This window comes from Paenibacillus sp. CAU 1782, from assembly GCF_054551715.1.
Map to the genome: position 1 here is coordinate 125,685 of NZ_JBTOLL010000004.1, position 26,296 is coordinate 151,980.

Consider the following 26,296-nt stretch of genomic DNA (forward strand, 5'->3'; position numbering starts at 1 on the left):
TGTCATATTTTAAGAACAGCGTTTTATATTATAAAACGAGGAGTTGTTGAGATGAGAATTATTCGGTATCAGAATGGTGCGGAACAACGATTGGCAGCAGTAACGGATGAAGATAAGGTATATGCATTAAGCGATTCGGACTTTATCTCCTTTCTTGAGCGAATTGAGAAGACGGGGGCAACACCGCTTGAAGACGTGAATCAGCAGATTCAATCTGCTCAGCCGCTGGACGCGTCACTGGAAAGCCTTGAGTTGCTGATTCCCGTAGAAGCTCCGGAGGTATGGGCCGCCGGCGTGACCTATGCGCACAGCAAGGAAGCAAGAAACTATGAAGCGACAGCGGGCAAAATGGATGCAACCACCTATTATGACAAGGTGTATGATGCGGAGAGGCCGGAGCTGTTCCTGAAATCCACGGCGGCCCGCACAGTCGGCCATCTGGATCAGGTTTGTTTAAGAAACGATTCCGATTGGCAGGTTCCCGAGCCCGAGCTGGGATTGGTATTGAGCAGCCGCGGCGATATTGTGGGGTACATAATCGGCAACGATATGAGCTGCCGGGATATTGAGGGGGAAAATCCGTTGTATCTTCCGCAAGCCAAGGTGTGGAAGCAATCCTGCTCCATTGGACCGTTTATCCGATTAGCCGAAACGGTGGAAGACCCCTATCAGCTGCAAATTTCTTTGCGAATCTATAGGAATGGGGAAAAAGTCGTCGATCAATCGGCAAGCACAGGACAACTGAAGCGCAAGCTGGGAGAGCTTGTTTCCTTCCTGCGCAGAGATAACATTGTGTTTGGCGGTACGGTTCTCCTTACAGGCACATGTATTGTGCCACCGAATAAATTCACGCTTGCGCCTGAGGATGTGATTGAAATAGAGATTACAGGACTTGGAACGTTAGCCAACACGGCTATTATGAGCTAGGGCAAGTCTTCTGTGCAGCTTGAAGGCACGCTCTAATTAAATCACAATTAAAGGAGAGATGATTTTATGACTAATCCAACCCCGGTATATCGCAATTATATTAATGGCGAATGGAGAGACTCCGAGAACGGAAAAACGCAGCACAGTATCAATCCCGCCAATAAAAATGAAATCGTAGGTATCATCCCGGATTCGTCCAGGCAGGACTTAGAGGACGCCGTTGCCGCTGCTAAGGCAGCCAAGCTGGCATGGCGCAAGCTCGCCGGTGTGCAACGCGGCCATTTTTTGTTCAAGGTTGCCGATATAATGGAGAGCAGAACAAATGAAATCGGCGAAGCAATGACCATGGAAATGGGAAAAACATTGCCCGAGGCCAAGGGAGAAACCGCGCGCGGCGTCGCTATTCTTCGTTACTATGCAGGAGAAGGCATGCGTAAAATCGGAGACGTTATTCCTTCCTCCGATGCGGATGCCTTCTTGTATACGACCAGACCCCCGATTGGAACGGTAGGAGTCATTTCTCCTTGGAACTTCCCGGTTGCCATTCCGATCTGGAAAATTGCTCCCGCGCTTATTTACGGCAACACTGTCGTATGGAAGCCGGCAACGGAAACGGCGGTTACGGCGGCAAAAGTGATGCAATGCTTCCATGATGCGGGCTTGCCCTCAGGCGTGCTGGATATGATTGTGGGCAGCGGCAGCGTCATTGGTCAAGGGATTGCCGAGCATGCCGATATTAACGGCATCACCTTTACTGGCTCGAATGCGGTAGGGAAATCGGTGGGACAAGCGGCATTGGCGCGCGGAGCGAAATATCAGCTTGAGATGGGCGGCAAAAATCCGATTATCATCGCAGCGGATGCGGACGTCGATTTGGCAGTTGATGCAACAATCAGCGGAGGTCTTCGTTCGACCGGTCAGAAATGTACGGCGACCAGCCGGGTCATCGTGGTGAAGGATGTCTACGAGGAGTTCAAGTCCAAGCTGATTGGGAAGGTTGCGGAGCTGAAGGTTGGAAACGGGCTGGATAGCGGGACGTGGCTGGGGCCTTGCGCTAACGAAAAGCAAATGGAAACGGTATTGTCTTACATCAACAAGGGTGTGGAAGAAGGCGCGGTATTGCTGCATGGGGGTACAAGGCCAGTGGATGGCGATCTAGCCGATGGCTTTTATGTAACCCCGGCTATTTTTGATAAAGTGACCTCCAGAATGTCCATCGCCCAGGAAGAAATATTCGGACCTGTGCTTACATTAATTGAAGTAAACGACATGCAGGAAGCCATAGAGCTTGCGAACGATACCGATTATGGTCTTAGCGCATCGATTTATACTCGCAATATCGGCAACGCGATGCAGTTCGTTCAAGAGATGGAAGCGGGACTTGTCCGAGTAAACGCGGAAACAGCCGGTGTCGAGCTGCAAGCTCCGTTCGGAGGCATGAAGCAATCCAGCTCCCATTCCAGAGAGCAAGGCCAAGCAGCCATCGAATTTTATACCTCGATCAAAACCGTATTTATTAAGCCTTAACGCATGAAGCCTTAACCTATCAAGTCATAACACATTAACTCATAGCGAACAGAATGAGTCATACCACGAGGAGCTGGTAAGGACCTATGAATCCGGGTTTTGAGACGATAATGGGAAATGCTTCTGACTCTTACTTTGATATCTATACGCATGCACCGGGACCAAGCGGCTCTTTGCCTCTTACCCCGGATATGCTGCGCGATTCGCCTAGCGGCGACCTGTTCGGTTTAACGCAAAATGTCGGCATGGGATGGGACCCCAAAAACCTGCTTGGAAAGCAAATTCTTATACTGGGAACGCAAGGCGGAATTCGGGAGGAGGATGGCCGTCCCATAGCGTTGGGTTATCACACCGGGCACTGGGAGGTCGGAATTCTGATGAAGGCCGCAGCTGAAGAAATTACTAGCCGCGGCGGCGTGCCCTTCGCCGGTTTTGTTAGCGATCCTTGCGACGGCCGTTCCCAAGGAACGACGGGAATGTTCGATTCGCTGCCGTATCGCAACGATGCCGCGATGGTATTAAGGCGTCTTATTCGTTCGCTGCCGCAGCGTTCGGCGGTATTGGGAGCAGGAACCTGCGACAAGGGACTGCCATCCATGATGCTGGCTCTTGCGGGCATGAGCAATCTTCCCGGCGTAATCGTTCCGGGCGGCGTCACTCTCCCGCCGACGAATGGCGAGGATGCGGGCAAAATCCAAACGATTGGCGCAAGATACTCCAATGGCGAGCTATCGCTTGAGGAAGCGGCCGAGCTTGGCTGCCGCGCATGCGCAACGCCTGGCGGAGGCTGCCAATTTCTTGGCACGGCAGGGACCGCGCAGGTTATTGCGGAGGCGCTTGGCATGACCGTTCCTCATGCGGCATTGGCGCCGTCAGGACAGCCGGTATGGAGGGAAATGGCGAAGCAATCCGCGAGAGCCGCTCTGGGAATGGCGGACAGCGGAGTGACGACGGGAATGATCATAACGGACCGCTCCATTCGCAATGCAATGGCTGTTCACGCGGCCTTTGGAGGCTCTACCAATCTGCTGCTCCATATTCCCGCCATCGCTCATGCGGCCGGGCTTGCCTTGCCGACGGTTTCGGATTGGGCGGAAATAAACCGCTCCGTTCCGCGCTTGGTCAGCGTGCTTCCCAATGGTCCCGAGCATCATCCAACCGTAAGAGCTTTCCTCGCCGGAGGCGTGCCCGAGGTTATGCTTCATATGCGCAAGCTTGGCGTGTTGGACGAGAGAGCGCTTACAGTAACAGGCCATACGATAGGCGAAACGCTGGATTGGTGGGAGTCGTCGGAGAGACGCCACCGCATGCGGCAGCATTTGCTGGTGAACGAAGGAATTAATCCCGACCGCGTCATCTTTAGTCCCGAACGAGCCAAGCAGGAAGGCTTGAGCTCGACGGTGACCTTCCCTACCGGAAATATATGTCCCGAAGGCTCCGTCATTAAATCGACGGCGATTGATCACTCCAAGGTGGACGCGGACGGCGTTTTCCGCCATGTCGGCCGGGCGAAAGTGTTTACGACGGAACGCGCCGCAATCCGCGCGATCAAGAACAAAGGCATTGCCGCCGGAGATGTTATGGTCCTGATCGGGCGCGGCCCATCCGGCACTGGAATGGAAGAGACGTATCAGCTGACCTCGGCGCTTAAGCATCTGTCCTATGGCAAAGAAGTGTCTTTGCTCACGGACGCGCGCTTCTCGGGAGTGTCGACCGGCGCTTGCATCGGGCATATCGGACCCGAGGCCTTAGCTGGTGGTCCTGTCGGCAAGCTCCGCGATGGCGATTGGATTGATATCCGCATTGATCTGCGCCGGTTGGAGGGGCATGTCGAGATGGTGGGCTGCGGCGAAAACCCGGAGGATGCCGAAGCGGGAACAAAGATGCTGGCTTCAAGAGCGCCCCATCCCGAGCTTGCAAAAGATCCGGCGCTTCCGGACGATACGCGTCTATGGGCGGCGCTGCAAGCGGCGAGCGGCGGCACGTGGCGGGGATGCGTCTACGATGTTGATCGAATCGTCAAGCTGCTGGAAGCGGGAATGAATACGGCAGAAGGCCAAGCGATCATGAAGGGCTAGCAGAACAGATAAGAGGGCCAAAAAAAATGATTACAAATCCAATCCTGCGCGGATTTCATCCCGACCCGTCTATCGTGCGAGTAGGTGACGACTATTATATTGCGACCTCGACATTTCAATGGTTTCCTGGCGTACTCGTTCACCATTCCAGGGATTTGGTGCATTGGCGACCGCTTACCTCGATTTTGACGCGTTCCTCTCAGTTGAATATGGATATATGGTGACGGCGGAGGATATCATGGGGCCTTGGTCGGAACCCATTTATCTGAACAGCAGCGGCTTCGATCCTTCCTTGTTTCATGACGACGATGGCCGCCAAAGGTTGGTTAATATGATTTGGGACCATAGGAAAGGAACCAATTCCTTTGCGGGCATCGTTCTTCAGGAGTATTCCAAGGAAGAGAGAAGATTGATTGGTCCCAAAAGAAATATTTTCCGCGGCACAAGCCCAAGCTGCCGCCGCATCCATTCCCGGCAGAGCCTGGCCTGGACCATTTTGATCGCGTTGAGCTTGGGCTGCAATGGAGCACGCTTCGCATTCCCGCAAGCAACGATTGGTTATCCTTAACAGCAAGACCGGGCTGGCTGCGGCTCTGGGGCCAGGAGTCCATGAGCTCGACGCATCGGCAAAGCCTTGTTGCGCGCAGGCAGCAGTCCATGTTTTGCCAAGCGGAGGCGGCTATGGAGTTTCGCCCGGAGCATTATCAGCAAATGGCGGGTTTGATTCTGTATTACGACACTCGGGATTATGTCTATTTGCGCGTAACGCACCACGAGGAAATAGGAGTCTGCATAGGAATCATTCAATCCATAAAGGGAGTTTATAATGAAATCCTGGACAGCGATATTTCGCTTGGCGAAGGAACCTATCGGCTGAAGGTCAGGCTTGAACGCGAAATAGCGACATTTATGTACTCGGTGCAGGGCGGAGAATGGAACAAAATCGGGCCGGAGCTGGATGTAAGCCATCTATCCGATGAGTATGGGGATTACATTCGATTCACGGGCAATTTTGTCGGGCTGAGCGTCCAGGACTTAAGCGGCGAACGCAACTATGCCGACTTCGATTATTTCCAATATGAGGAGTATGACGAACCCCATTGAATGAATAGCTGCGGCAAATCTATAAGGGAAGCATAGTGTTAAGGGGATCGCCGCCGGCGCGGTCAAAGGCCGACCAGTCGCCGTCCCTGCGCAGTATCATTCAAAAAAGGAGCTGGCCCGGCGAGGCTAGTTCCTTTTTCTTATGAGCACCTCGCACTCATGAAGATGAAGGGGCTGAGATGGTAATGTTCATGGCCATGAGCAAGAGAGCCAAGCGGGAATAGAGGCTTTTTGTTTCCCAAATCTGTTTTTTGCATATAGAATATAACCTAGACACGAGAACATAATCATTCGTTGTTATGTAAATAAAAGGGGTTTACTTATGAGCGAGCAAGGCTTTAAAGAGTATGGATTAAGTCAGGAAATCAGCCGTTCGTTGGACAGCTTGGGCTATCAGCAACCAACGGAGGTTCAACGCAAGGTGATTCCATTGGCGCTGGAGAGAAAGGATATGACCGTCAAGTCCCGTACAGGAAGCGGGAAAACAGCGGCTTATGGCATTCCGGTCTGCGAGATGCTGGAATGGCAAGAAAATCGGCCTCAGGCGCTGATCTTAACGCCAACTCGCGAGCTTGCCGATCAGGTTAAGCAGGACATGATGAATATCGGCAGATATAAACGGATAAAAGCAACCGCTGTTTATGGGAAGCAGCCTTTCGCCAGACAGAAGGTGCAGCTGCAGCAAAGAAATCACGTTATCGTGGGCACGCCGGGACGCCTGATTGACCATATCGAGAAGCAAACCATTGATTTGGAGCAAATCAAATATCTTGTGATCGATGAAGCCGATGAAATGTTGAATATGGGATTCATCGAGCATGTCGAGAAGATCATTCGCGAGCTGCCCAAGGATCGGATGACCATGCTTTTTTCGGCGACGTTGCCTAAGGACGTGGAGCAATTGTGCCACAAATATATGAACCGGCCATTGGACATCGAGGTGCAAACCGAGGCAAGGACAAAAAGCCAAATTCAGCATTCCATGTATTCCGTCAGAGATGAAAATAAGCTTAACTTGCTGCGGGATATCACCGTTGTCGAGAATCCGGATAGCTGCATTATCTTTTGCCGGACACAGATAAGGGTTGAGGTCGTATTTAATGAGTTGAAAAAGCACGGATACCCTTGCGGCAGAATCCATGGGGGAATGGAGCAGGACGATCGCACAGAGATCATGAACGCGTTCAAAAAAGGTGAGTTCCGCTATCTGATCGCGACGGATGTTGCTGCGAGAGGAATCGATATCGAGAATATCAGCCATGTCATCAACTATGATTTTCCGCAAGAAAACGAAAGTTATGTCCACCGAATCGGTCGTACGGGAAGAGCCGGAAAATCGGGGACAGCAATCTCCTTCGCCACGCCGACAGAAGACAAATTTGTTACCAATGTCGAGCAATACATAGGGTTTTCAATTCCTGAGAGCACGCCCCCATCCAAAGAGGCCGTCGCGCATACCCGTCCTGCTTTTGAAGAAAAGCTAAGGAATCAGCAGACGGTTAAGAAGGAACGGGGCTCGCGCAAGAATCAGGATGTTCTGAAGCTGTATTTTAACGGGGGCAAGAAAAAGAAGATCAGAGCAGTGGACTTCGTCGGCACGATTGCCAAAATTGACGGGATAACGGCGGAAGACATCGGGATTATTACGATAGAGGATAACGCCTCCTACGTGGATATCCTCAATGGCAAAGGACATCTCGTTCTTACTACCATGAAAAATACAACGATTAAAGGCAAGCTTCTGAAAGTACATCAGGCAAACCGGAAATAAAAAAGGGTTCCGCCTGTTTATAAGCTAAAGGCGATTTGGAATGGACGGGCAACTTCTGAGGAAGTATGATGGGGAGGACTGCCGGAGGCATTTTGAATCAGAAGCGGTCATTGGATGTTTGATTGAAAGGGGCAAAAGCTCATGGAAGTAACCGCACAGGAAGTGGCGGAATGGATGGTCAAGGAGATCCGTTTTACGGGAATGTTATATCAGACCGATGCAATCCAATATGTAAAAACCAATTTTGGCGAACAGTTCGTATTTGTGAATGACAATGGAAATGCCTCGTTGTCCAAAGAGGTTATAAAGGCATTCCGCAAGCTCCACGGCGGCAAAATAGCCTGGGAACGCGACAGCTTCATGTGGGCTTGGACCTGAGACGTGTATGACGTTGTATTGAAACCAAATAGTTCAACAGAGGGTGGCTTGCAGTCAAAAAATGACGGTGGTGCACCCTCTTTTTTTATATCTGGGAACAAAGCTTGAATATATGGAGACTGTATGGATATGGTTGATCCTACAATCATGTGCATGAGATGTCGGATGGGCAGCTCCGAAAGTTGCTACTCTATACCTGAAGGGAGGTTATGTAGTGAATATGCTTGCATGTCTGAACAGAGCGCTAAACTATATCGAGGAAAATTTAGCTGAAGACATTGACCTGAAGGAAGCGGCTAGGCTGGCCGATTGCTCGGAGTATCATTTTTCGAGGATGTTCTCGTTTCTCGCGGGAATCACTGTATCGGAGTATATCCGGCGGAGACGGCTGACACTGGCTGCATTAGATCTCCAAAATAGCGAATTAAGAATTGTGGATGTGGCGGTAAAATACGGCTATAACTCAGCAGATGCCTTTTCCAGAGCCTTTCAAAGTTTGCACGGCATCCTGCCCTCAGTGGTAAAATCCCATGTTGCCTCTCTAAAAGCATATTCGCGAATGACCTTCCAATTGACCATTCAGGGAGGAAGCGCTATGAATTATCGTATTGTAGAAAAAGAGCCTTTTCATATCGTAGGCATCATGAAGAGAGTCCCCATTCAATTTAACGGGGTAAATTCGGAAATTTCAGAGATGTGGAAGAGCTTAACTCTTAATGATATCGCTCAACTCAAGAGCCTTTCGAATGTCGAACCGACGGGACTTATCCAAGCGTCCACCAATTTTTCGGAAGGGCGAATGGAGGAAAAGGGGGAGCTTGAACATTATATCGGCGTGGCAACGACTATGCACTGCCCTGAACATTTGGTGAAATTAGAAGTGCCCGCCACGTTATGGGCTGTCTTCGAAGCAATTGGTCCCTTTCCCGAAACCTTGCAAAATGTGTGGGGACGTATCTATTCGGAGTGGTTTCCCTCTGTAAATTACGAATTGACAAAGGGTCCTGAAATCTTATGGAATGAAAGCATAGACGTAACATCGCCAACGTATAGGAGCGAGATATGGATACCTGTTATGAAAAAAGAATCGGCGATCCTACAGTCGCGAAAATGATTGGGGATCGGCTTTTTATTATTTGTCTCAAAGTGGTGTGAATCATTTTTTATTTCCCATAATCTGGACCTGAGTCTAGGTCCGTTATAGTCCCCGGTCCGAGGTTGTTCCATTTCCACTGATATACAATGGAGTCTATACAGCGGCGTGAGACGCGTCGGAAAGAAGGCGGACAACGGATGAAAAAAATGAAACAAAACGTAAGTTTGCTCGTGGCAGCCACATTGCTGGCAACGTTACTCAGCGGTTGCAGCTTGCTGGGAGTGACTTCCGAGCAGCTAGAGGGGCCGGTCATTAGTGAAGATGAGGTGATCGGCGAGGAGGCCGTGATCGATACAGAGTCAGTAATTGGCGAGGGAACCGGTTCCGGAGAGCTGGTGAGTCTTGGCAGCGGCACCTATGAGGCTGATGAGATCGATGGAATCGAGGTCAGGGGCGATGCGCTGGCGATTTTTGTGAGCCGCGGCGCTGGTGATCAGGCCGAGGTGGAGCTCCTGCTGGATCGGAATATAGACAGCAACAAAATAACCTTCACCTCCGAAGTAAAGTCGGGCACGTTGAAGGTGACTTTGAAGGAGAAAAGCCGCACAATCGGCAAAGACCAGAGCGGGGAACGCAGGCTGATGATTACCCTTCCGGATAAAACGTATAATAAGCTGAATATCACTAGCGCGTTTGGCCAAATCGAGGTGCAGGATATCGCTGCCGAACAGATCACGGCCAAAATCGAAGCAGGGCAAATTGTGATGAACGAGGTGCGAGGTGAACTGGACGTGGAGGCCGAGGCAGGCGAGATTTCGCTAAACGGCATCGTGCTGGAGAATGATCTGAGCGCCAAATCCAGTGTAGGCTTGGTTAGTGTTAGTCTGGCGGAAGCTCCCGCGGCGGCTGAGGTTAGTATGAGCAGCGAAATCGGCACGGTCACTTCGGAGCTCGAGGAATTGGATGTCCAAGAACAGCGTGGGAACAAGCTGAAGGGCAAGATTGGCACCGGGGGACCAAAGCTGACGCTGAAGTCGTCAGTGGGAAGCGTGGAATTGAAGGTTGCGTCTTAAATGGAACAGCAGGGCAGGGGGCGATTCCTGACCTGCTGTTTTTTTATGGTGCGCCCGGAATGGGAGTCATCTCTAGGGTGTTATTTGCTTTCAATCGCGTGACCAATCCCGCCGCAGCGTAAACAGCTCCCGCAGCGCCTCTGTCGACAGCTCGGTAATCCAGCCCTCCGAGCTTGAAATGACGTTGTCGCTTAGCTGCTGCTTATTCTCCAGCATTTCGTCGATGCGCTCTTCGAGAGTGCCGAGCGAGATGAATTTGTGCACCTGCACATCGCGCGTCTGGCCCATCCGGTAGGCGCGGTCGGTCGCTTGGTTCTCGACAGCCGGGTTCCACCAGCGGTCGAAGTGGAAGACGTGGTTCGCCGCAGTCAAGTTCAGCCCGACGCCTCCCGCCTTGAGCGACAAAATAAACACGTTGGGCTGTTCGGCGGGCGGCAGGTCGCGGGATTGGAACCGTTCGACCATCCGGTCCCGCTGCGCCTTCGGCGTACTGCCGTTTAAGTACAGCACGGGTTCGCCCAGTTCGCGCTGCAGTACATCCTGAATCATTTTGCCCATGCCTATGTATTGCGTGAAGATGAGACAGCGCTCGTCCGACTCGCGCAGCTCCTTGACCATCGAGAGCAGCCTCTCGAGCTTGGAGGAGCGGGCAACGATCGCCTCCGAAGGAGGCGGGCCCTCCTCAGGCTCCGTTCCCGTATCCTCGTCCAGCAGCGCCGGATGGTCGCATGCCTGCTTAAGCCGCGTCAGCGCTCCAAGGATCGCGCCTTTGCGCTGGATGCCGTCAAGCTGCTTGAGCTTCTCGAGCAGCTCCTTGACGCAGTTATCGTACAGGGCGGCCTGTTCGGAGGTCAGCGGAACATACGTCTTCATCTCGTTTTTGTCCGGCAGGTCGAGCTGAATGGCAGGGTCCTTTTTCTTGCGTCGCAGCATAAACGGTTTGACCAGCCGCTTGAGCTCCGCCGTGCGGCGCCCGTCCTGTTCACGCTCGATTGGAGTGGCGAACCGGTCCTGGAACGCCTTGGCAGACCCCAGGTAGGTGGGCACGATAAAATCATAGATAGACCATAACTCCGCCAGCCTGTTTTCGATCGGCGTTCCGGTGAGCGCGATGCGATGGAGCGCGGGCAAGCTTTTGACCGCGATGGCCTGTCTGGTCCCGGCGTTTTTGATGTTCTGGGCTTCGTCCAGACAAACTGCGCCCCATTGGAACCCGGCCAGTGTCTCCTGGTCGAGCGAGGCGGTGGCAAAGGAGGTCAACACGACGTCAACGCTGCGTGCCTCGTTGCGAAACGCGTCGCCGCTTTTGCGCCCGGAGCCGTAATGCATCGCCACACGCAGCGATGGGGCAAAGCGGGAAATCTCCTTCTGCCAGTTGCCGAGCACTGACGTAGGGCAGACGATAAGCGACGGCAGTCCCATTCCCTCGTCTGCCTGCTCCTTGGCGTGAAGCAGGTAGGTAATCAGCTGGACCGTCTTGCCGAGGCCCATGTCGTCCGCGAGACAAGCTCCAAGTCCGAAGCGGCGGAGAAAAGCGAGCCAGGCAAAACCGTCCTGCTGGTAGCTGCGCAGCTCAGCTCGCAGACCGGCCGGCGGATCGAGCCGCGGCCATTCGCTCTGCTGGTTGATCTTGGCGATCAGCCCAGTCAAATGCGCATCCAGTTCAACCTCCAGTTGAACACGGGCCGCATTGGCTGACAATGTCTCCGCAAGGGCGTCAGCCGCCCCGCCTTCCGTGTCGCCGTCCGCCTCGCCTAGCGAGAGTAGATGCAAATGCAGAACATCCTGAAAGCTCAGTCCCTGGCTTTTGTCCATGCCTTCCATCATGCGGCGGATCTGGGCGATTAGCGCCGGGTCGAGCACGATCCAGCGGTCCCGGAATTTCACGAGACGCTCGCCCCGTGCAAGCAGCTCGTCGAATTCCTGCTCGTTCAGGTCGGCGTCGCCGATGGAGATGCGCCAGTCGAAGTTCAGAATCGCTTCCAGTCCAAAAAGCGATTTGCCGCCGCCGCGCTTCTTGGATTCGTCCTCCGACTGCACCGCCGCGCGCAGCCGCGGTTTTTTACGGCTGGCGGCCTCCCACCATGCGGGCAGCAGCACCAGCCAACCGGCTTCGAGCAGTTGGTGGCTGTCCGTGTGCAGAAAACGCCAAGCCGCCTCGTCGTCGAGAGACTTGCCAAGCACATCTTCGCCGCGCGACAGCCGCTCGTGCGGAAGGCTGGCGCGCAGCCGCTTCAGCCAACCAGCCGAGCGGCTGTTAACGGCTTCCGTCCACGCGTCTGGCCACTTGCCGGTCGCTTTGCCGTCGTCGCCGAGCCGTACTCTCCGGAGCGTAGCGGGATCACTTTTGTCCTGCAGCACAAGACGCAGCCACCAACGGGAGTACTCATCGCCCTCCCACGGCTCGATTAGTTGGAGCATGGGGCGAAACGGCGCAACATCCGCTTTCCAGCCGATCTGCACAAGCCAGGCTTCGGCATCCAGGCCGGCCGTTGCGGCCGCCGCATTTTCGCGAGCGAACAGAGCCGGGAATTCCCGGCGCAAATCCGCTTCGTCGGCCTCCGTTCCGTAGAAGACATTTGTTACGGCCGCCGAAAAGGCCGCTTTTAGCCCATCGCGGGCCTCATCGTTCCAGCCGCCGCGATTGAGGTCCAATTCGTTGCGGCGAGACTGTCCGAAGGTCGCTCCAACCGCCGATGCATCCCAGATCCAGCGCAGCGAGCCGCTGCGGTAAGCCGTAAGGTCCGGCGCATACAGCCGTTTCTCCAAGCATTCGCTCAGCAGGGGAGCCAATGCGGCCAAACGCGCGGCATCATCGTGCCACGTCCACTGGATATGCGCCAGAAGCGGCGCCGAAGCTAAGAAGGAAATAACTTCTTCGGCGGGCAGCACGACGGCCTCAAGCTCCCCGATTTTGACAAGCTCCAGCTCGGTGCCGTAGAAGGAAGGTTCATGCCAGGCAAACAGGCGATTCTTCAGTTGAAGTCCGGTGGTTTCCTTTAAGGAATCCGGGTCCCCAAAAAACAACGCGTCGCCATGCGACGTCAGCATCATCCGAACCGCGATGGTACCTAGGTTATAGATAGTCGTGGTCATGGAATCAAACCTCCTTTGCGCAGCTCCTCCTGAAGCGCACGCAGCCGGCTATTCCGTCTGGCGAATGTCTCCATGTACGCCTCCCACTGCTGCTCGCGCTTTAATTTCTTGTACAGCTTGGCCAGCCGTTTGAGCAGCTTTACCGCCCGCTTGTAGCTGTCGCGGTTTTTTAACAACAGATACTTTTCCGCTCCTTGGTGATAAAAAGGCAGCAGCGCTTCCGGCGATCCCTTTTCGATGGGCTGCAGGTCTTTTGCTCGAAATTCAAGCGGATCGCTGCCAAGGCTAAGCTGGTAATCGACCCACTGCCGCCAATGGCCAAAACGCAGCAGATTCTCCTCGTAGAGGCTGCTGGAGTAGGGGAGCAGGCTCGTAATCGCGCTCCACATTTGGTCTTCGGCTTCCGGCAATTGCTCCACGACGGCTTCCCAGTAGCGTCCGTACTCATCCAGGCTGCCGGGGCTGCGCCCGATACGCTCGGTCGCGCAATGGCTCAGCCAGGCTTCAAGCCGGCTCCATTCGCTGTTCTCCTTCAGCAAGCGCAGGAAGCGGAGCACCTGAACGGGCTTTAGCCGATGCCGCTCCGCCGCTTCGAGCAGCCGCCAAGCCTCTTGATCCTCTCCTAGCCAAAATGTCATCCAGGCGCGGGCGACAATCGGGAAGAGTCCATTGGCCTTCCCCACGGCTTCATCTAGCCGGGCAAGTTCCTCCTTAAAGAGACGATGATCGTTCGCCATAGGCGATATCAGCGTAATCCACAGCTCGACGTAGATATCCAGATAGGCGGTCGGAGCCGACACATCTTCGATTGCCGTCTCGCGGATGTATGCGGCGGTCTCCAGCAGCCGCTCTCGCTGCTTGGTCGCATGCTCTTGCGGCAGCACGCTTTTGAGGTGAGTCTCGATTGCATTTATTGTTTCGGATGTTGCCACATGGGCGAAGTAACCCGCGTGGCTTCCGGATGATTGCTTGCGGAGCAGGCAAAGCCCAATGTTTAGCTCGAACAGCCAAGCCTCCCCGGTTGTCAACTCCGACATAAAAGGGTGCACAAGGGAGCGTACCTCGTTGCTATAGTCTGCTTGGTAAGGGCTGGCCACCGCTCTATTGGCGCTGTCGGAGATTAAGTCCTGCCACTGGGCAACGCTCAGCTCGGTCAGTGAATTCGGCTCGGATTTCCTCATTGGGGCGGACATTCCTTTCTTGAGCTAGGGCGTGTCTTCAAACTCATTGAAGGGCATCTGTCACCGCTTTTTCGACCCCTGCTTCGTTGCTTTTTCTTGACTTACTCCCGGTAAGCCTTCGAAAAAGCGCCTTGCAGGGGACAAAAATTCGGCAATATCTGCTCCCTGCGGAGTTTGAGGACACCCCCTGGGCCGCTCATGAATCAATTTCTTCATTATAACGATAAATGAGCGGGAGCGCATAGAGTCCCAAAACAATAGGGGAACCGGCTGATTTCCATAATGCCGAAAACAAGAAGCGGGCGCTTAAACCATACAAGCTACCCAGCGAGCTGGTGGACTTTCTAACGGGGGACAACCTCCGCCTTGAACTGGCGCCAAATGAATATGATATTTCGTATATCGATTTTTTTGCATGGATGGATACGATCGAGATGAAAGTCGGCAGGCAAAAGCTGCTGCGTCTTTCGGCTGCCATCGACAATTACTCTGGCCTGCATTTGGTCTGGAACCCAAAAAACAAGGTTCTGGGCTGTTATGATGAGGAGCATCGGACTTATGAGGACTTGTGCAGCTTTCCCGATTTCCTCGCAAAGCCTGAGGATTACCTCATTCGATTTATGGAAGGGGAACTGTGAAGCGAGGCCGTTGTCTCCAACCCCTCTGGCCCCTCTAACCTCCAAGTCCTCAATGTGACCCATCTCCGCACGATCTATCGCCTCAATCGTCCTATTGCTTCAATCGCTCCATTGCCGAACCGTTTCCTCAATACTCTCCTTTAATCACAAAAAAAGATCCGCGAATCGTTCCGGCCAGCTTGGACTTCTGCCGGGCAAACTTAAACTTCCCCTCTAACTCCGGAGGCACGTCCATTCCTTCGGAAAGCTTGAACCCAACCGCGCGTTTCTTGGAATCATCGAGGGTATACAAAACGTTGACGCTTAGGCCGTCCTCATAAAACACGTAGGTCCACCGGATATTTTCCACTTGGAAGCTGGATGTTTCCAACGGTTTGGCGGCAAATTGAATGCCGCGTTCCTCCTTCAGAATCCGGTTTACGTATTCAAGCGTCTCAGTGCTTTCGGCAGCCGGCGTTACGATAAATTCATGCTTATATTTATTCATAAAATAGCGGGCTTCGTTCGCGCGCAGGCCAGCCAGCGCTTCTTGCACGGGCGAGGCCTCCAGGCCAACCGTCGATACCTGCTTAAAATCTACTGCGTAGGACATGTCCATTCCTCCAATAATCGATTTATTTTCTGACGATGGGAATCCAAACTTCGCCGAACACCAAACCATCTCGCTGTCCCATCTCCACGGTTGTGTTGGGTCCGCCCACGTAGGCAAAGTCTTTCGCTTCCGGCAGCACTTGACCAAAGGCAATTCCGGTAAGCTGGTTACCCAGCGCGTCGGACGTCTCGGCTTCACCCTCAACAACCAGATATTCGCCTTTGGGGAATTGAATCACCCGAGTGGCTTCAGGCAATGAGGCATCCGTCATCACGCCGGCGTAATACATCATTTTATGGTTGACGGCTTCGCTGACAGCGAAGATATAGTCATTGGCCGCCACCGCCTTTAATGCGTCAAGCCTTCCGTCTTGTTTAACAGCATGCCAGAATTCCTGCTTCTCCTTGTTGATGCCGGCATAGTCAGTATAGTCGCTCTTAAGATCCGTTCCCATCCCCAATACGGTAAAGCTTTCTTTTGCTTCAATTGTGTAGTTTGCCATGTTTTCATCCATCCTTTTTGTGAAATGGTTTTGCTTTTTGCCTGTTGCGTTTATAATAGCCTTTAATCATGTCAAAAAGTGATACTGTTTAAGACGCCTTAGGAGGCCGCGATGAAAAAAGTGGAACGGATCAATATCATCATGCGGTATATCAACAACCGCGCTTCCTTCACCATCTCCGAAATTATGCGTGAATTTAACATCTCCCGTTCGACAGCCATACGGGATATCAGGGAAATCGAGGCCATGGGGATGCCGCTTGTCGCTGAGGTGGGCAGGGACGGGGGTTATTTTGTCATGAGCAATTCCGTTTTGCCGACCGTTCGTTTTACGGATAACGAAATTAAAGCGTTGTTTATCGCTTTTATGGCGACAAGGAATCAGCAGCTTCCCTACTTGAAGAGTCGCCAGTCCTTGGCGGAGAAGTTATTGGGACTGATCTCGCAAAATCAGCAGGACGATCTTGTTTTGTTGAACCAAATCCTGCTTTTTGAAGGGACCAACCGCAATAACCCGGACCTGCTTGAGCTGTCGGACCTGCCACATCCCATTCTGGAGAAACTTATTGGCATCCTTCTGGCAGACAGCTACCTGTGGATCACGATCAGAGAAGGAAACGAAACAAAGTCGTATCCCATCTATCTGATGCATTTATACCGCGAAAAAAGCCTTTGGCTCATAGAAGGCTTCGACTTAGCGGAAGAAAAGAGACGAATCTTTTCCGTTGATCATCTGATCGAAGTAGAGCCTTACCCCGCGAGTAGGCGGTTAAGCCGGAAAAAAATAAAGGACAAGCTAAGCAAGCAGGAGGAGGCCATCAACCTTGTTCTTGAGCTTGGCCCCAGGGCGATTGCCCAGTTTAAAAAGTATCATCCCTTAACGCTTTCGCTGTCCTACACGGATCCTTTCCAGACGAAGGCCATTTTAAAAGCTTGTGTCAACGTTAACGATTCGGAGGAGGAGGCTGAATTTATCAACTGGCTGCTTTTCCTGGGCAGAGATCTCAAGATCAAGGAGCTGCCGGAGGAAATGGCGGAGAGACTTCAAGAGCGATTGGCTCAATACTCGCAATAAAGGATAATATTCCCTAAAATAAGAAATAAACGCAGCCTGATGGCTATTGCCCTTACTGCAATAAGTCCTCATTTGTAACGTTGATTTTTCCCGAAAATACGGGTTGTTGTGCCATGCTGGCCATAACATTAATTTCATGTAAATGTATCGAATTTTGTTGAAACTGACCCAATAGCCCCCTACTATAAAATGAGACATACTACCTTAGAGAAAGCGGGAGCTACAACATGAACAAAAAGCGGTTTTGGAGAAAATCCCTAACTTTACGCAGCAAGCTGGTTTGGGCTTTCGCCGTAATCCTATTGCTGCCAAGCCTTAGCATAGGGACAATTTCCTATGATACTGCCCGCGACAAGGTGCGGGAGGAAATGTTTGCAAGCGCGTCAGGCAAGCTGGCCGTGCTGAATGAAACGATTAATCAAATGATTGGCGCTACCGAAAAAAATGTGGATTTTTTGGCAGATCAGCTGCCAGCCGGCAAGATCGGACGGGTTCAGGGGGATGAGGATCCCTTTGTACGGGCAGTGCTGGATGCTTACAAGGAAAAACACGGCGACGTGGAGTTAGCTTCGGTGGGAACCGATCAGGGCGTATACGTAAACGCTCCGAAAAGTGCGGTAAATCCTCCCGACTATGATCCGCGCAAACGCCCCTGGTACATAAATGCTTCGGAAAATAAAGGGAAACCTACAGCGATGCAGCTTGCGGAGTCGTCCGAGCAACTGTCGGTCAATGCCAGCGAAACGTCCAAAGCGTCGGAGCAAGTCGCCCTGATCACGGAGGAGTCGGCAACCGGAATTGAAAAGCAGGCCGTTAGCCTGCAGCATACCGCTCAGCAAATTAAGGAACTGTCCGATGGCGTTCATTTCATTACATCGAACACCCAGCAGGCCTCCTCGGCAGCGCAGCAAGCGACAGGGCTTGTACGTACGGGTACTGAAAAAATTCAAAGCGCTGTAACCGATATGAAGGATGTAAGCACTTATGTTCAAGATTTTGCTGGGACGGCACAGCGTATAAGGGATCATTCAGTCGCTATTGGTCAATTTGTATCCACTATCACGGGGATTGCGTCGCAAACAAATCTGCTGGCACTAAACGCTGCGATTGAAGCAGCCCGTGCAGGCGAGCATGGACGCGGCTTTGCCGTTGTTGCGGGCGAAGTCCGCAAGTTAGCCGAGCAGTCCGGGGAATCCACGCAGCACATAGCGGAGTTGGTGCAGACAATCCGGCGGGAAATCGACGGGGTCATCGTTAGCGTGAACAGCGGCGTGGCCAAGATGGACAACGGCATTCGCTCGGTGCAAACAGCGGATGAAGCCTTTATGAACATCAATACGGCAATTGATGCCTTGACCTCCCAGGTAGAGGGGATTGCCGCCGCCTCGGAGCAAATGTCCGCCAGCACCGTAGAGGTTGTCCAGGCCATTCAGTTTATTAATGAGGTATCCGAACAAAACGCGGCTGGGACAGAAAGTATTTCCGCTTCGACAGAGGAGCAGGTCGCTTCCGTTCAAGAAATCGCCTCGTCTGCAGACGCGCTGGCGCATTTGGCTCAGAATCTGCAAACCTTGGTTTCCCGCTTTAAGGTTTGATTTGTACGACGTTTTTGGGGTTTATGTTGGCTTGTTGAGCCACGTCTACTGTCCGTGGGGTTGTTCCGGGCAATTAGTCGTGGCTTTTGTCATTCGACCATTGAGGCTCCGTCTTCTCCAATACCTTCAGATGCGATCTTCCCCATCCGCACATAGCGTCCAAAATCGTGCTTAGAGTGCGTCCGTGCTGTGACAAGCTATACTCCACCTTCGGCGGTACATCGGGGAACAGCGTTCGCTCAATCAGCTGGTCCCGTTCCAGCTCACGCAGCTGTTTGCTCAACGTGCCCTGCGACACATCCGGAATCATCCGCCGCAGTTCCCCAAAACGTTTGGTGCCGTCGACAAGCAAAATAAACAGAATCAGCGGTTTCCACTTCCCGTCGATCGCTTCCAGCGTGGCAATAACGCCTTTTAACCTAGGTTCCTGCAGATCCATTTTTCTTCCCCTTTAATAAAACTTCATCTTATATATTCATCATAACGGACTCTGCTGATTTTCGCACCCATGCCCCGCAGCAGCGCAAAAGTACGAAGTTTCGGACTATGTACGGACAAAGTGTCTACTGGCGCAACCTGCAAACCGCCCTCATAATGGAGCAAAAAAAGGAGCTGGGAAACTTGAAACAAACGCAGTGGGAACAGAAAAAGGTTGTTATTATTGGAGGCAGCTCAGGCATTGGACTGGCGACGGCTATAATGGCGGCGCAAAAAGGAGCGGAAGTCATCATTGCAGGACGATCTCAAGAAAAGCTGCGGCGTGCGAGCGAGATTGTCGGAGAGAGGACGGGGCAAAAAATCCGGACCTACCAGTTGGATAATCGGAGAGACGAGGAGCTGGAACGGTTTTTTGCGAAAATCGGGCCGATCGACCACCTGTTTACGCCGGGAGCTTCGTATACGCGCGGCCCGCTTTCTTCGGATCGGGAAACGGCGATGAGCTGCTTCGAGGGGAAGTTCTGGCCGCAATATTTTGCTGCAAAATATGCCGCTCCCTACCTGTCCGCCGACGGTTCGATCGTGCTCATGTCCGGCGCGTTCAGTCAGCGTCCGCTGCATGGCGGCGCCTCTTACGGCGCCTGCAACGGAGCAATCGAAAGCTTGGGCAAAGCGCTTGCCGTCGAACTGGCGCCCGTGCGAGTTAACGTTGTATCTCCGGGCACGATCTGGCGTGAAGGACAGGAGGGGACGCCGCGAGGCGAGCATTTCAAGGATTACGAGCAGTTGGCGCTTGTTGGGCGCGTTGGCCGGGAAGAAGAGATCGCCGAAACCGTCTTGTACCTCATGAGCAGCGCATTCACGACCGGCAGCACGTTGTTCCCGGATGGCGGCTATACGCTAATATAAAAAAGGCAACGCCTAAACATCGAAGCTGAATGCCTCAAGAGCTGTAGGGCACCTCTAGAGGTTACCCTGTTATTTCCTTGTACTTGTCACATAAGGATACAAAGGATCTCTTAAGTGGAACTCATAAGTTTCGCCATTAACAATGCCAACGACCTTCTGGCTATCATAAAGCTCCAAGAGAAATCCGGCCATTTGTTGCGCAGTATGGAACTTGGGAACGACACCTTCATATTGAAACTGATCCACATTAAAAGAAACTTTCGCAAATTCGGTTTCCGTTGCTGCAGGCGCTAACACCTTGGCCTGCATGGCGGCCCCTTTTCCGATCAGTTCTTGCGCCAGGCCTTCTGTAAAGGCACTAACATAGAATTTTGTCGCGCAGTAAGTGACGGCATCGGCAACAATGGTGTATCCGCCACCGGATGAAATGTTGATAATTTGGGTTCCAGCCACCTCGGCGTAATCTCGCACATAAAGAGAGGAAAGAATGGTTAAAGCCTCGATATTCAAATGGAGCATCGCTCCGATTTTTGTTAAGTTTTGTTCCCCTACAGAAGCAAAGTTTCCAAATCCGGCATTATTAATCCACGTCTCGACCTCATAAGCCCGCGTGCTTTCGTAAAAGGAATAGACCTGATCTGCGACAGACAAATCAACTGTATGAATAATGACGTCCAGGTTCGGGTTTATTTCGCTGATTTTTAGCTTTAGCTTCTCCAGTTCGTCCGTTCTGCGGGCCGCAAGAATCAGGTTTTTCCCACGGTTTGCAAAAGCAAGAGCCGATTCATATCCAATCCCCGAGCTTGCGCCTGTAATCACTGTATACTTCATGAAAAATCCTCCCCATCGGCTTCTTATTGGCGATTGTAGCCAAATGATGAGTTGATTATACTGATTAGAGTAAGCTCTAAGTCAACAATAAATTCAGCATGGAGGTTTCTCATGTTCACCATCGGGGAAGTATCCGAAATAATTGGCATAAGCGCTCATACCTTGCGATATTACGAAAAAACGTTGGAGTCTGCGGATGGGATGCTGGAGTACAAAATATCGGCTTACAAGGAGTTTATGAATAAACAAGGTAGCATTGGCTGATCAAAACAAGTTCAGTGGGCGGACATGCAGGCAGGGGCCACAGGCCGTTTTTTAGAGGGGAAAAAAGATTTGTGCTTAATTCTTAGTTTAATTCAGGAGAAAATATAAGTCTATTTCTTTCTCGAAAATAGGGGTATTGTAGAGCTGTACCCGGCCGGGAAACCTAGCATGAGGAGGTTTCACCATGGTAAATCAACGCTTGCTGAAACAAGCCGCGAAGGCATTTGGATTTGATGCCGGCACCTTGGCGTTTATTAGCAACACAAGCAACGAAGTATACCGATTCTCCAAAAATGAACGGTCCTATATTCTGCGATTATCCCAGAAACCCTTGCCTTATAAGGATTGTATTCAAGCAGAAATCCACTGGATACGCTATCTTGTTGCAAAAGGGGTACGCGCTTCGCTGCCCATTACAACCGAGGATGGACAATTAACCGCTGTTTTGAATGAAGATGAGAAGTGGTACATGGCGACCGCTTTTCAGATGGCGCCAGGTCATTTTTTTGACAGGGAACCTGAGATATGGGGCCCTTCCTTTTTCCGAAAATGGGGGGAGATGATGGGCAGCATTCATCATTTAACAAAGGCCTATCACCCTGCCGATCCTGGGTTAACGAGAGCCAAATGGTCCCCTGCGATAATCAACAATCCCTATCTTCAAGAGGGAGACTATAGCTTTTTGCTGAAAAAGCTGGAATCGGTTGAAGCCGTTATTTCAGCACTGCCGAAGGATTCAGCCTCCTACGGGCTGATTCACAATGATTTGCATCCCTATAACTTCCACATTTATCAGGGAGAAATAACGGTTTTTGATTTCGACGATTGTCTATATGGGTGGTTTGCCTTGGACATTGGCATTGCTGCCGCTCAAGCGATTTGGCTGGGACAACCGGAGGGAACGCGCAAGTCGAGGCATGAATTTGCGAACCTGTTTTTGCATGAGTTTCTAACTGGATATCTCAAGCAAACCGCGCTGGATAAGTATTGGCTCCGGCAGATTCCCCTATTTATGGACTACAGAAATATCAGCTCCTTTTTCTGGTGGTTAGGGGACTGGAATGGGGATAAAAGCCGCCTCACCGGCTTTCAAAAAAACGCCATCGCCAACGGAGTCGAGCTGATCAAGGAAGGGCTGCCTTTTGATGGCTGCGATATTGTCTTGTAAGAACCCCTGCAAAGATTGAACGCTATCGGTCGGATGCCGGGAAAACGTTCCTGCTATTGTGAGATCGAAGGGAGGTTATGGAGATGAATATGCTTGAGCATTTGAACAAGGCATTGGACTACATCGAACAAAATCTGGAGGATGACATCGATGAACGCCAGATCGCCAAACACGCCTGCTGCTCCATCTATCATTTCAAAAGAATGTTTTCCTTTCTGGCGGACATTCCGTTCCATGAATATATACGGCGCAGGCGCTTGACGCTGGCTGCTTTTGAATTGCAGAATAGTTCGATCAAAGTTATTGATGTTGCCGTCAAATACGGCTACCACTCGCCCGATGCGTTTACGCGCGCGTTTCAGAGCCAGCATGGCATGACGCCAACGGAGATGAGAGCGTCCGGTCGATCCATTAAAGCATATCCTCCAATGACCTTCCGACTATCTATTGGAGGTGGCGAACCGATGAAATTCAGGATTGAAACCAAGGAAGCTTTTCAAGTGATCGGGATAACCAATCGGGTGACTCCCGTCCAGATGGCGGAGCATCCCGGCGTCGAACAGGTGTGGAAAAGCACGACCCAGGAAACATACAATGAATTAAAAGCGCTTAATGATGTCGCGCCATTCGGTATTCTTCATGTCGATGTAGGGGACCCCGACAGTGAAACGAATGATTATGATTACTACATGTCGGTTGCATCAACCAAGCCTTGCCCGGAGCACTTTGCTTCGCTTCATGTGCCTGCCTCAACCTGGCTGGTTATTGATGTCCATATCCCTTGGGGGCCGGAAAAGTGGAAGCAAATTTACGGGGAATATTTTCCGTCCTCAGGGTATGAGCAGGCTGAAGGATCGCGAATTCAGATTGGGCCTGAAATCAAGATTGGCGAAGAAAAACAGATTTACACGGAAGAAGTCCCCGTCGAATATTGGATCCCGGTTAAAAAGGTGCACGCTACGGACATCCATGACCGTTAAAGCCTTGTTTTGATGCAATGTCCATTTCTAATGGTCATCCATGACCGTAAAAGCTGAAATTCATCCCCAAAACACGAATTTTGGGTCTCTAAAGGACGCCGGTGACCGTTAGCCGAAGTCAATGTACCTATTTTGGGCCCTAGCGGTCATCGGTGGCCGTTAGACAGGCAAAAGGCAACGGGCAAAAGGCAAACGTTTGCTGTCGCTGTCCATCTTTGAAAAAAGGTGACAGACTTCAAGGTTTAACACCTTGCTTAGTAAATTCAAGTGCTGATGATAAGGTTCAGCCATTAAGAAAGCATGCCTACAGTTGCACAAAAAACCATCCGCATTGAGAGTTTCTCTAAAGCAACCCGTTTTATTGCTAAACGGTTTGCTTAAAAGGGGAATTGCCGCAAGTGGATGGTTTTTTGCATGTTTGCTATTTGTCTTCGTTACTTGTTTCTTGGTGCCTCGTGTCTTTGTGTCTTGTGACTTTAAGCCTTTGTGTTATTGTTTCTTTGCCTTTATGTCTTTGCTCCCCTGTCACGGGAGCTGCTTGGCAGTTGCCTAATTGTCTGGTGATGTTGGCTTGCGTTTTATTTTGATACAATGATAGGACTAGAGAAGAAGCTGTGAAAGTGGGATACATATGAAGACGCTAACGATTGGCCTGTTCGCTCATGTGGATGCAGGCAAAACGACTTTTGCGGAACAGCTGCTGTACCATACGAACAGCATACGGTCGCGGGGGCGGGTGGATCATCAGGATGCATTTCTGGACAGCCATGACATCGAACGGGCAAGAGGCATTACGGTGTTCGCCGATCAAGCGATCATGGACTACAGGGGTAGCGCTTATTATCTGATCGACACGCCCGGACACGTCGATTTTTCCCCGGAGATGGAGCGGGCCATTGGGGTTATCGACTATGCAATCGTCATTGTCAGCGCGGTTGAAGGCGTTCAGGGCCACACCGAAACCGTTTGGGGACTGCTGCGCAAGCACGAGGTCCCGACGTTTATTTTTATTAACAAAATAGACCGGATTGGCGCGGATGTCCACAGGGTCGAAGATGATATACGCCAGCAGCTAACAAGGGATGTCTTACCTATTACGGCCGGTTTCGTCGACGGGATTGTAGACGAGCCGCTGCGGGAAATGATGGCCGAACGCGACGAATTGGCGCTGGAAGCTTTTCTGGAGGGGCGGGACGACGGGCCCTTCTGGCAACAGGCCATGCAGAAACTGATGGCCGAAGGTCGTATTTTCCCTTGCGCTTCAGGCTCCGCGCTTCAGGATACAGGCATAGTGGAATTTTTGGACCAGTTGGACCGGTTGACAACGGCCGCCTATGACGAGGCGGCTCCCTTCAGCGGGCGGGTCTATAAAATTCGGCATGATGCCAGCGGAATGAGACTTACCTACATCAAGGCGCTGAGCGGCAGCTTGAAGGTACGGGAACAGCTCCATTATGAAAGCGGCGGGGTAGAATATGACGAGAAAATTACACGTATTTCATTGGTGAATGGCCTAAAATCGCAGTCGGTGGATCAAGTAAAGGCCGGTGATCTTTTTGCCGTTGCGGGATTATCGTCCGCCCAAGCGGGTCAAGGTCTGGGGCAGTTAAATGATAAAGTGACCTATGACTCGGAGCCGACTTTGCAGTCGAAAGTGCAATTTGACGATTCCATCCATGTGCAAAAGGTACTCGGCGCTTTTCGCATACTGAACGCGGAGGACCCTTCCCTGAATGTCGTTTGGGATGAAGCCCTGCAAGAGATTCATATTCGCGTTATGGGGTTGATCCAATTAGAAGTGCTGGAGCAGCTCGTCAAGGAACGCTTTGGCTTCTCCGTCGCATTTGGCCAACCGCAAATCCTGTACAAAGAAACGATTACGTCCGCTGTGACGGGCTATGGACATTTTGAGCCGCTCAGGCATTATGCCGAGGTGCATTTCCTAATCGAGCCGGGGGAACGCGGGTCCGGACTTCAATTTCAAAGCAAATGCCACCCCGATGGCCTTAATGTCAGCTACCAGAATTTGATTCGGACGCATCTCCATGAACGCGAGCATCACGGGCTTTTGACGGGCATGCCGGTCACCGATTTGAAAATAACGCTGCTCCGAGGCGCAGCGCATAAGGAGCATACGCATGGCGGCGATTTCCGCGAAGCTTCCTTCCGTGCGCTGCGGCAGGGATTGGAGAAAGCGGACAATTTGCTTTTGGAGCCCTTTTACGATTTTAAAATTAAAGTGGGCATTGATGAAATGGGAAAGGTGCTCTCCGATATCCAGCGGGCTTCAGGCACATTCCAGCCCCCTGAGACAGAAGGCGGCCAGACGATCATACAAGGAAGGGCGCCCGTATCGACCTTTATGAACTATAGCGCTGAATTTGCTTCCTTTACGCACGGGCGAGGCAGCATCCGCTGCGTGTTTGGCGGCTACGACAAGTGCCATAATGCAGAGGAGGTTATCGAAATGCTCGGTTACCGGAAGGAAAGCGATCCAATGTACACCTCATCGTCCATTTTTTGCGCCAAAGGAGCGGGGTATTCGGTGCCATGGGACGAGGCGGAGGCCAAAATGCACCTGCTTTAGCTTTTGCCAATGCCCGGGCTATAATGGGGGGAGGGCTTCAGAATTTTCGGGACAACCCCAATACGGGCTGATATAATAAGGCGACACTGTTGGCAGCGCGTGTTCAAAAAGGAGAGATTACCCAATGATACTTATTACGATTCCAAAACCGGATGTAACGATATACAAGCAGGAGGAGCCCAAGCTCAGCCATATTAACGGGTTTACCGATTTCCATCTGATTACGAGAGAAGACGGCGGAATCTTTATGTTTTACAATGACCGGGACGAGCTTTTGTTTGTGGGCAAAGCGCGCAAGCTAAGACCCCGGATCAAGAAGCATTTTGAGGATACCGTATCCGTTATGAAAAATCACAGAGACGAAGTGGTCAAAATCGAGGTTTGCATCGTTCATGACCCTGTTCATCGAGAGATTTATGAAACGTTCATCATTAACGAGCTTAAGGCCAAATACAATGTCGACAAGGTGCTGTACAAGTAACGGCAG

Annotated in this window: 21 protein-coding genes and 2 pseudogenes; 17 read left to right on the plus strand and 6 right to left on the minus strand. The window is 51.8% G+C overall.

Annotated elements, in window-relative coordinates:
* The first annotated feature begins 51 nt into the window (after positions 1 to 51).
* From ACX93W_RS12880 to ACX93W_RS12915, 8 genes and pseudogenes are all read left to right on the plus strand, one after another.
* Positions 52 to 927, plus strand: coding sequence for a fumarylacetoacetate hydrolase family protein (locus tag ACX93W_RS12880; protein ID WP_459392778.1), 876 nt, complete (start codon positions 52 to 54; stop codon positions 925 to 927).
* A gap of 66 nt (positions 928 to 993) precedes the next feature.
* Entirely contained in the window at positions 994 to 2,454 is a 1,461-nt protein-coding gene (gene gucD / locus ACX93W_RS12885) for an alpha-ketoglutaric semialdehyde dehydrogenase GucD (protein ID WP_459392779.1), read from the plus strand.
* 86 nt (positions 2,455 to 2,540) lie between these two features.
* Positions 2,541 to 4,532 (plus strand): YjhG/YagF family D-xylonate dehydratase, encoded by a 1,992-nt coding sequence (locus tag ACX93W_RS12890; protein WP_459392780.1) that lies wholly within the window; start codon positions 2,541 to 2,543, stop codon positions 4,530 to 4,532.
* Positions 4,533 to 4,558: 26 nt separating this feature from the next.
* Positions 4,559 to 5,636: pseudogene (locus ACX93W_RS12895) on the plus strand (beta-xylosidase family glycoside hydrolase).
* A 322-nt stretch (positions 5,637 to 5,958) separates the two neighbouring features.
* Complete coding sequence (locus ACX93W_RS12900) at positions 5,959 to 7,407, plus strand: DEAD/DEAH box helicase (RefSeq protein WP_459392781.1); 1,449 nt, start codon at positions 5,959 to 5,961, stop codon at positions 7,405 to 7,407.
* A gap of 141 nt (positions 7,408 to 7,548) precedes the next feature.
* Entirely contained in the window at positions 7,549 to 7,785 is a 237-nt protein-coding gene (locus ACX93W_RS12905; protein WP_459392782.1) for a DUF6953 family protein, read from the plus strand.
* Positions 7,786 to 8,005: 220 nt separating this feature from the next.
* On the plus strand, positions 8,006 to 8,899 hold the full coding sequence (locus ACX93W_RS12910; protein ID WP_459392919.1) for an AraC family transcriptional regulator: 894 nt from the start codon (positions 8,006 to 8,008) through the stop codon (positions 8,897 to 8,899).
* A gap of 179 nt (positions 8,900 to 9,078) precedes the next feature.
* A complete protein-coding gene (locus ACX93W_RS12915; RefSeq protein WP_459392783.1) occupies positions 9,079 to 9,954 on the plus strand; it encodes a DUF4097 family beta strand repeat-containing protein in 876 nt (291 codons plus the stop codon).
* Positions 9,955 to 10,044: 90 nt separating this feature from the next.
* Here the strand turns inward: ACX93W_RS12915 and ACX93W_RS12920 are convergent, their stop codons facing one another.
* Positions 10,045 to 13,050, minus strand: a complete 3,006-nt coding sequence (locus ACX93W_RS12920) for a DEAD/DEAH box helicase (RefSeq protein ID WP_459392784.1) — start codon at positions 13,048 to 13,050, stop codon at positions 10,045 to 10,047.
* Entirely contained in the window at positions 13,047 to 14,231 is a 1,185-nt protein-coding gene (locus tag ACX93W_RS12925) for a hypothetical protein (protein WP_459392785.1), read from the minus strand. The genes ACX93W_RS12920 and ACX93W_RS12925 overlap by 4 nt, the downstream gene beginning before the upstream one ends.
* Positions 14,232 to 14,494: 263 nt before the next feature.
* On the opposite strand from ACX93W_RS12925, the pseudogene ACX93W_RS12930 reads away from it, so the two are divergent.
* A pseudogene (locus ACX93W_RS12930) lies at positions 14,495 to 14,869 on the plus strand (ankyrin repeat domain-containing protein); the annotation flags it as partial.
* Between the two features lie 127 nt (positions 14,870 to 14,996).
* On the opposite strand, the gene ACX93W_RS12935 reads toward ACX93W_RS12930, so the two are convergent.
* Together ACX93W_RS12935 and ACX93W_RS12940 are read right to left on the minus strand one after the other, a co-directional pair.
* Positions 14,997 to 15,461, minus strand: a complete 465-nt coding sequence (locus ACX93W_RS12935) for a phage tail protein (protein ID WP_459392786.1) — start codon at positions 15,459 to 15,461, stop codon at positions 14,997 to 14,999.
* Between the two features lie 22 nt (positions 15,462 to 15,483).
* Positions 15,484 to 15,963, minus strand: coding sequence for a GyrI-like domain-containing protein (locus ACX93W_RS12940; RefSeq protein ID WP_459392787.1), 480 nt, complete (start codon positions 15,961 to 15,963; stop codon positions 15,484 to 15,486).
* A gap of 111 nt (positions 15,964 to 16,074) precedes the next feature.
* On the opposite strand from ACX93W_RS12940, the gene ACX93W_RS12945 reads away from it, so the two are divergent.
* Together ACX93W_RS12945 and ACX93W_RS12950 are read left to right on the plus strand one after the other, a co-directional pair.
* A complete protein-coding gene (locus tag ACX93W_RS12945; RefSeq protein ID WP_459392788.1) occupies positions 16,075 to 17,037 on the plus strand; it encodes a helix-turn-helix transcriptional regulator in 963 nt (320 codons plus the stop codon).
* A 227-nt stretch (positions 17,038 to 17,264) separates the two neighbouring features.
* Entirely contained in the window at positions 17,265 to 18,632 is a 1,368-nt protein-coding gene (locus ACX93W_RS12950; protein WP_459392789.1) for a methyl-accepting chemotaxis protein, read from the plus strand.
* Positions 18,633 to 18,705: 73 nt separating this feature from the next.
* On the opposite strand, the gene ACX93W_RS12955 is transcribed toward ACX93W_RS12950, so the two are convergent.
* Positions 18,706 to 19,071 carry a winged helix-turn-helix transcriptional regulator gene (locus tag ACX93W_RS12955; protein ID WP_459392790.1) on the minus strand — a complete coding sequence of 122 codons (366 nt, stop codon included), beginning with the start codon at positions 19,069 to 19,071 and terminating at the stop codon, positions 18,706 to 18,708.
* Between the two features lie 155 nt (positions 19,072 to 19,226).
* Here ACX93W_RS12955 and ACX93W_RS12960 point away from each other — a divergent pair, with 155 nt between their 5' ends.
* A complete protein-coding gene (locus ACX93W_RS12960) occupies positions 19,227 to 19,979 on the plus strand; it encodes an SDR family oxidoreductase (protein WP_459392920.1) in 753 nt (250 codons plus the stop codon).
* Between the two features lie 69 nt (positions 19,980 to 20,048).
* On the opposite strand, the gene ACX93W_RS12965 is transcribed toward ACX93W_RS12960, so the two are convergent.
* Entirely contained in the window at positions 20,049 to 20,810 is a 762-nt protein-coding gene (locus ACX93W_RS12965) for an SDR family NAD(P)-dependent oxidoreductase (RefSeq protein WP_459392791.1), read from the minus strand.
* A gap of 111 nt (positions 20,811 to 20,921) precedes the next feature.
* Between ACX93W_RS12965 and ACX93W_RS12970 the strand changes: the two genes are divergently transcribed.
* The 5 genes from ACX93W_RS12970 (at position 20,922) to ACX93W_RS12990 (ending at position 26,290) form a co-directional block, all read left to right on the plus strand.
* Entirely contained in the window at positions 20,922 to 21,074 is a 153-nt protein-coding gene (locus tag ACX93W_RS12970) for a MerR family DNA-binding transcriptional regulator (RefSeq protein WP_459392792.1), read from the plus strand.
* A gap of 184 nt (positions 21,075 to 21,258) precedes the next feature.
* On the plus strand, positions 21,259 to 22,242 hold the full coding sequence (locus tag ACX93W_RS12975) for a phosphotransferase enzyme family protein (RefSeq protein WP_459392793.1): 984 nt from the start codon (positions 21,259 to 21,261) through the stop codon (positions 22,240 to 22,242).
* Positions 22,243 to 22,325: 83 nt separating this feature from the next.
* A complete protein-coding gene (locus ACX93W_RS12980) occupies positions 22,326 to 23,222 on the plus strand; it encodes an AraC family transcriptional regulator (protein ID WP_459392794.1) in 897 nt (298 codons plus the stop codon).
* A gap of 631 nt (positions 23,223 to 23,853) precedes the next feature.
* Positions 23,854 to 25,809 carry a GTP-binding protein gene (locus tag ACX93W_RS12985; RefSeq protein WP_459392795.1) on the plus strand — a complete coding sequence of 652 codons (1,956 nt, stop codon included), beginning with the start codon at positions 23,854 to 23,856 and terminating at the stop codon, positions 25,807 to 25,809.
* 124 nt (positions 25,810 to 25,933) lie between these two features.
* The gene (locus tag ACX93W_RS12990; protein WP_459392796.1) at positions 25,934 to 26,290 is read left to right on the plus strand and encodes a nucleotide excision repair endonuclease; all 357 of its coding nucleotides are present in this window, start codon (positions 25,934 to 25,936) and stop codon (positions 26,288 to 26,290) included.
* Positions 26,291 to 26,296: the final 6 nt, after the last annotated feature.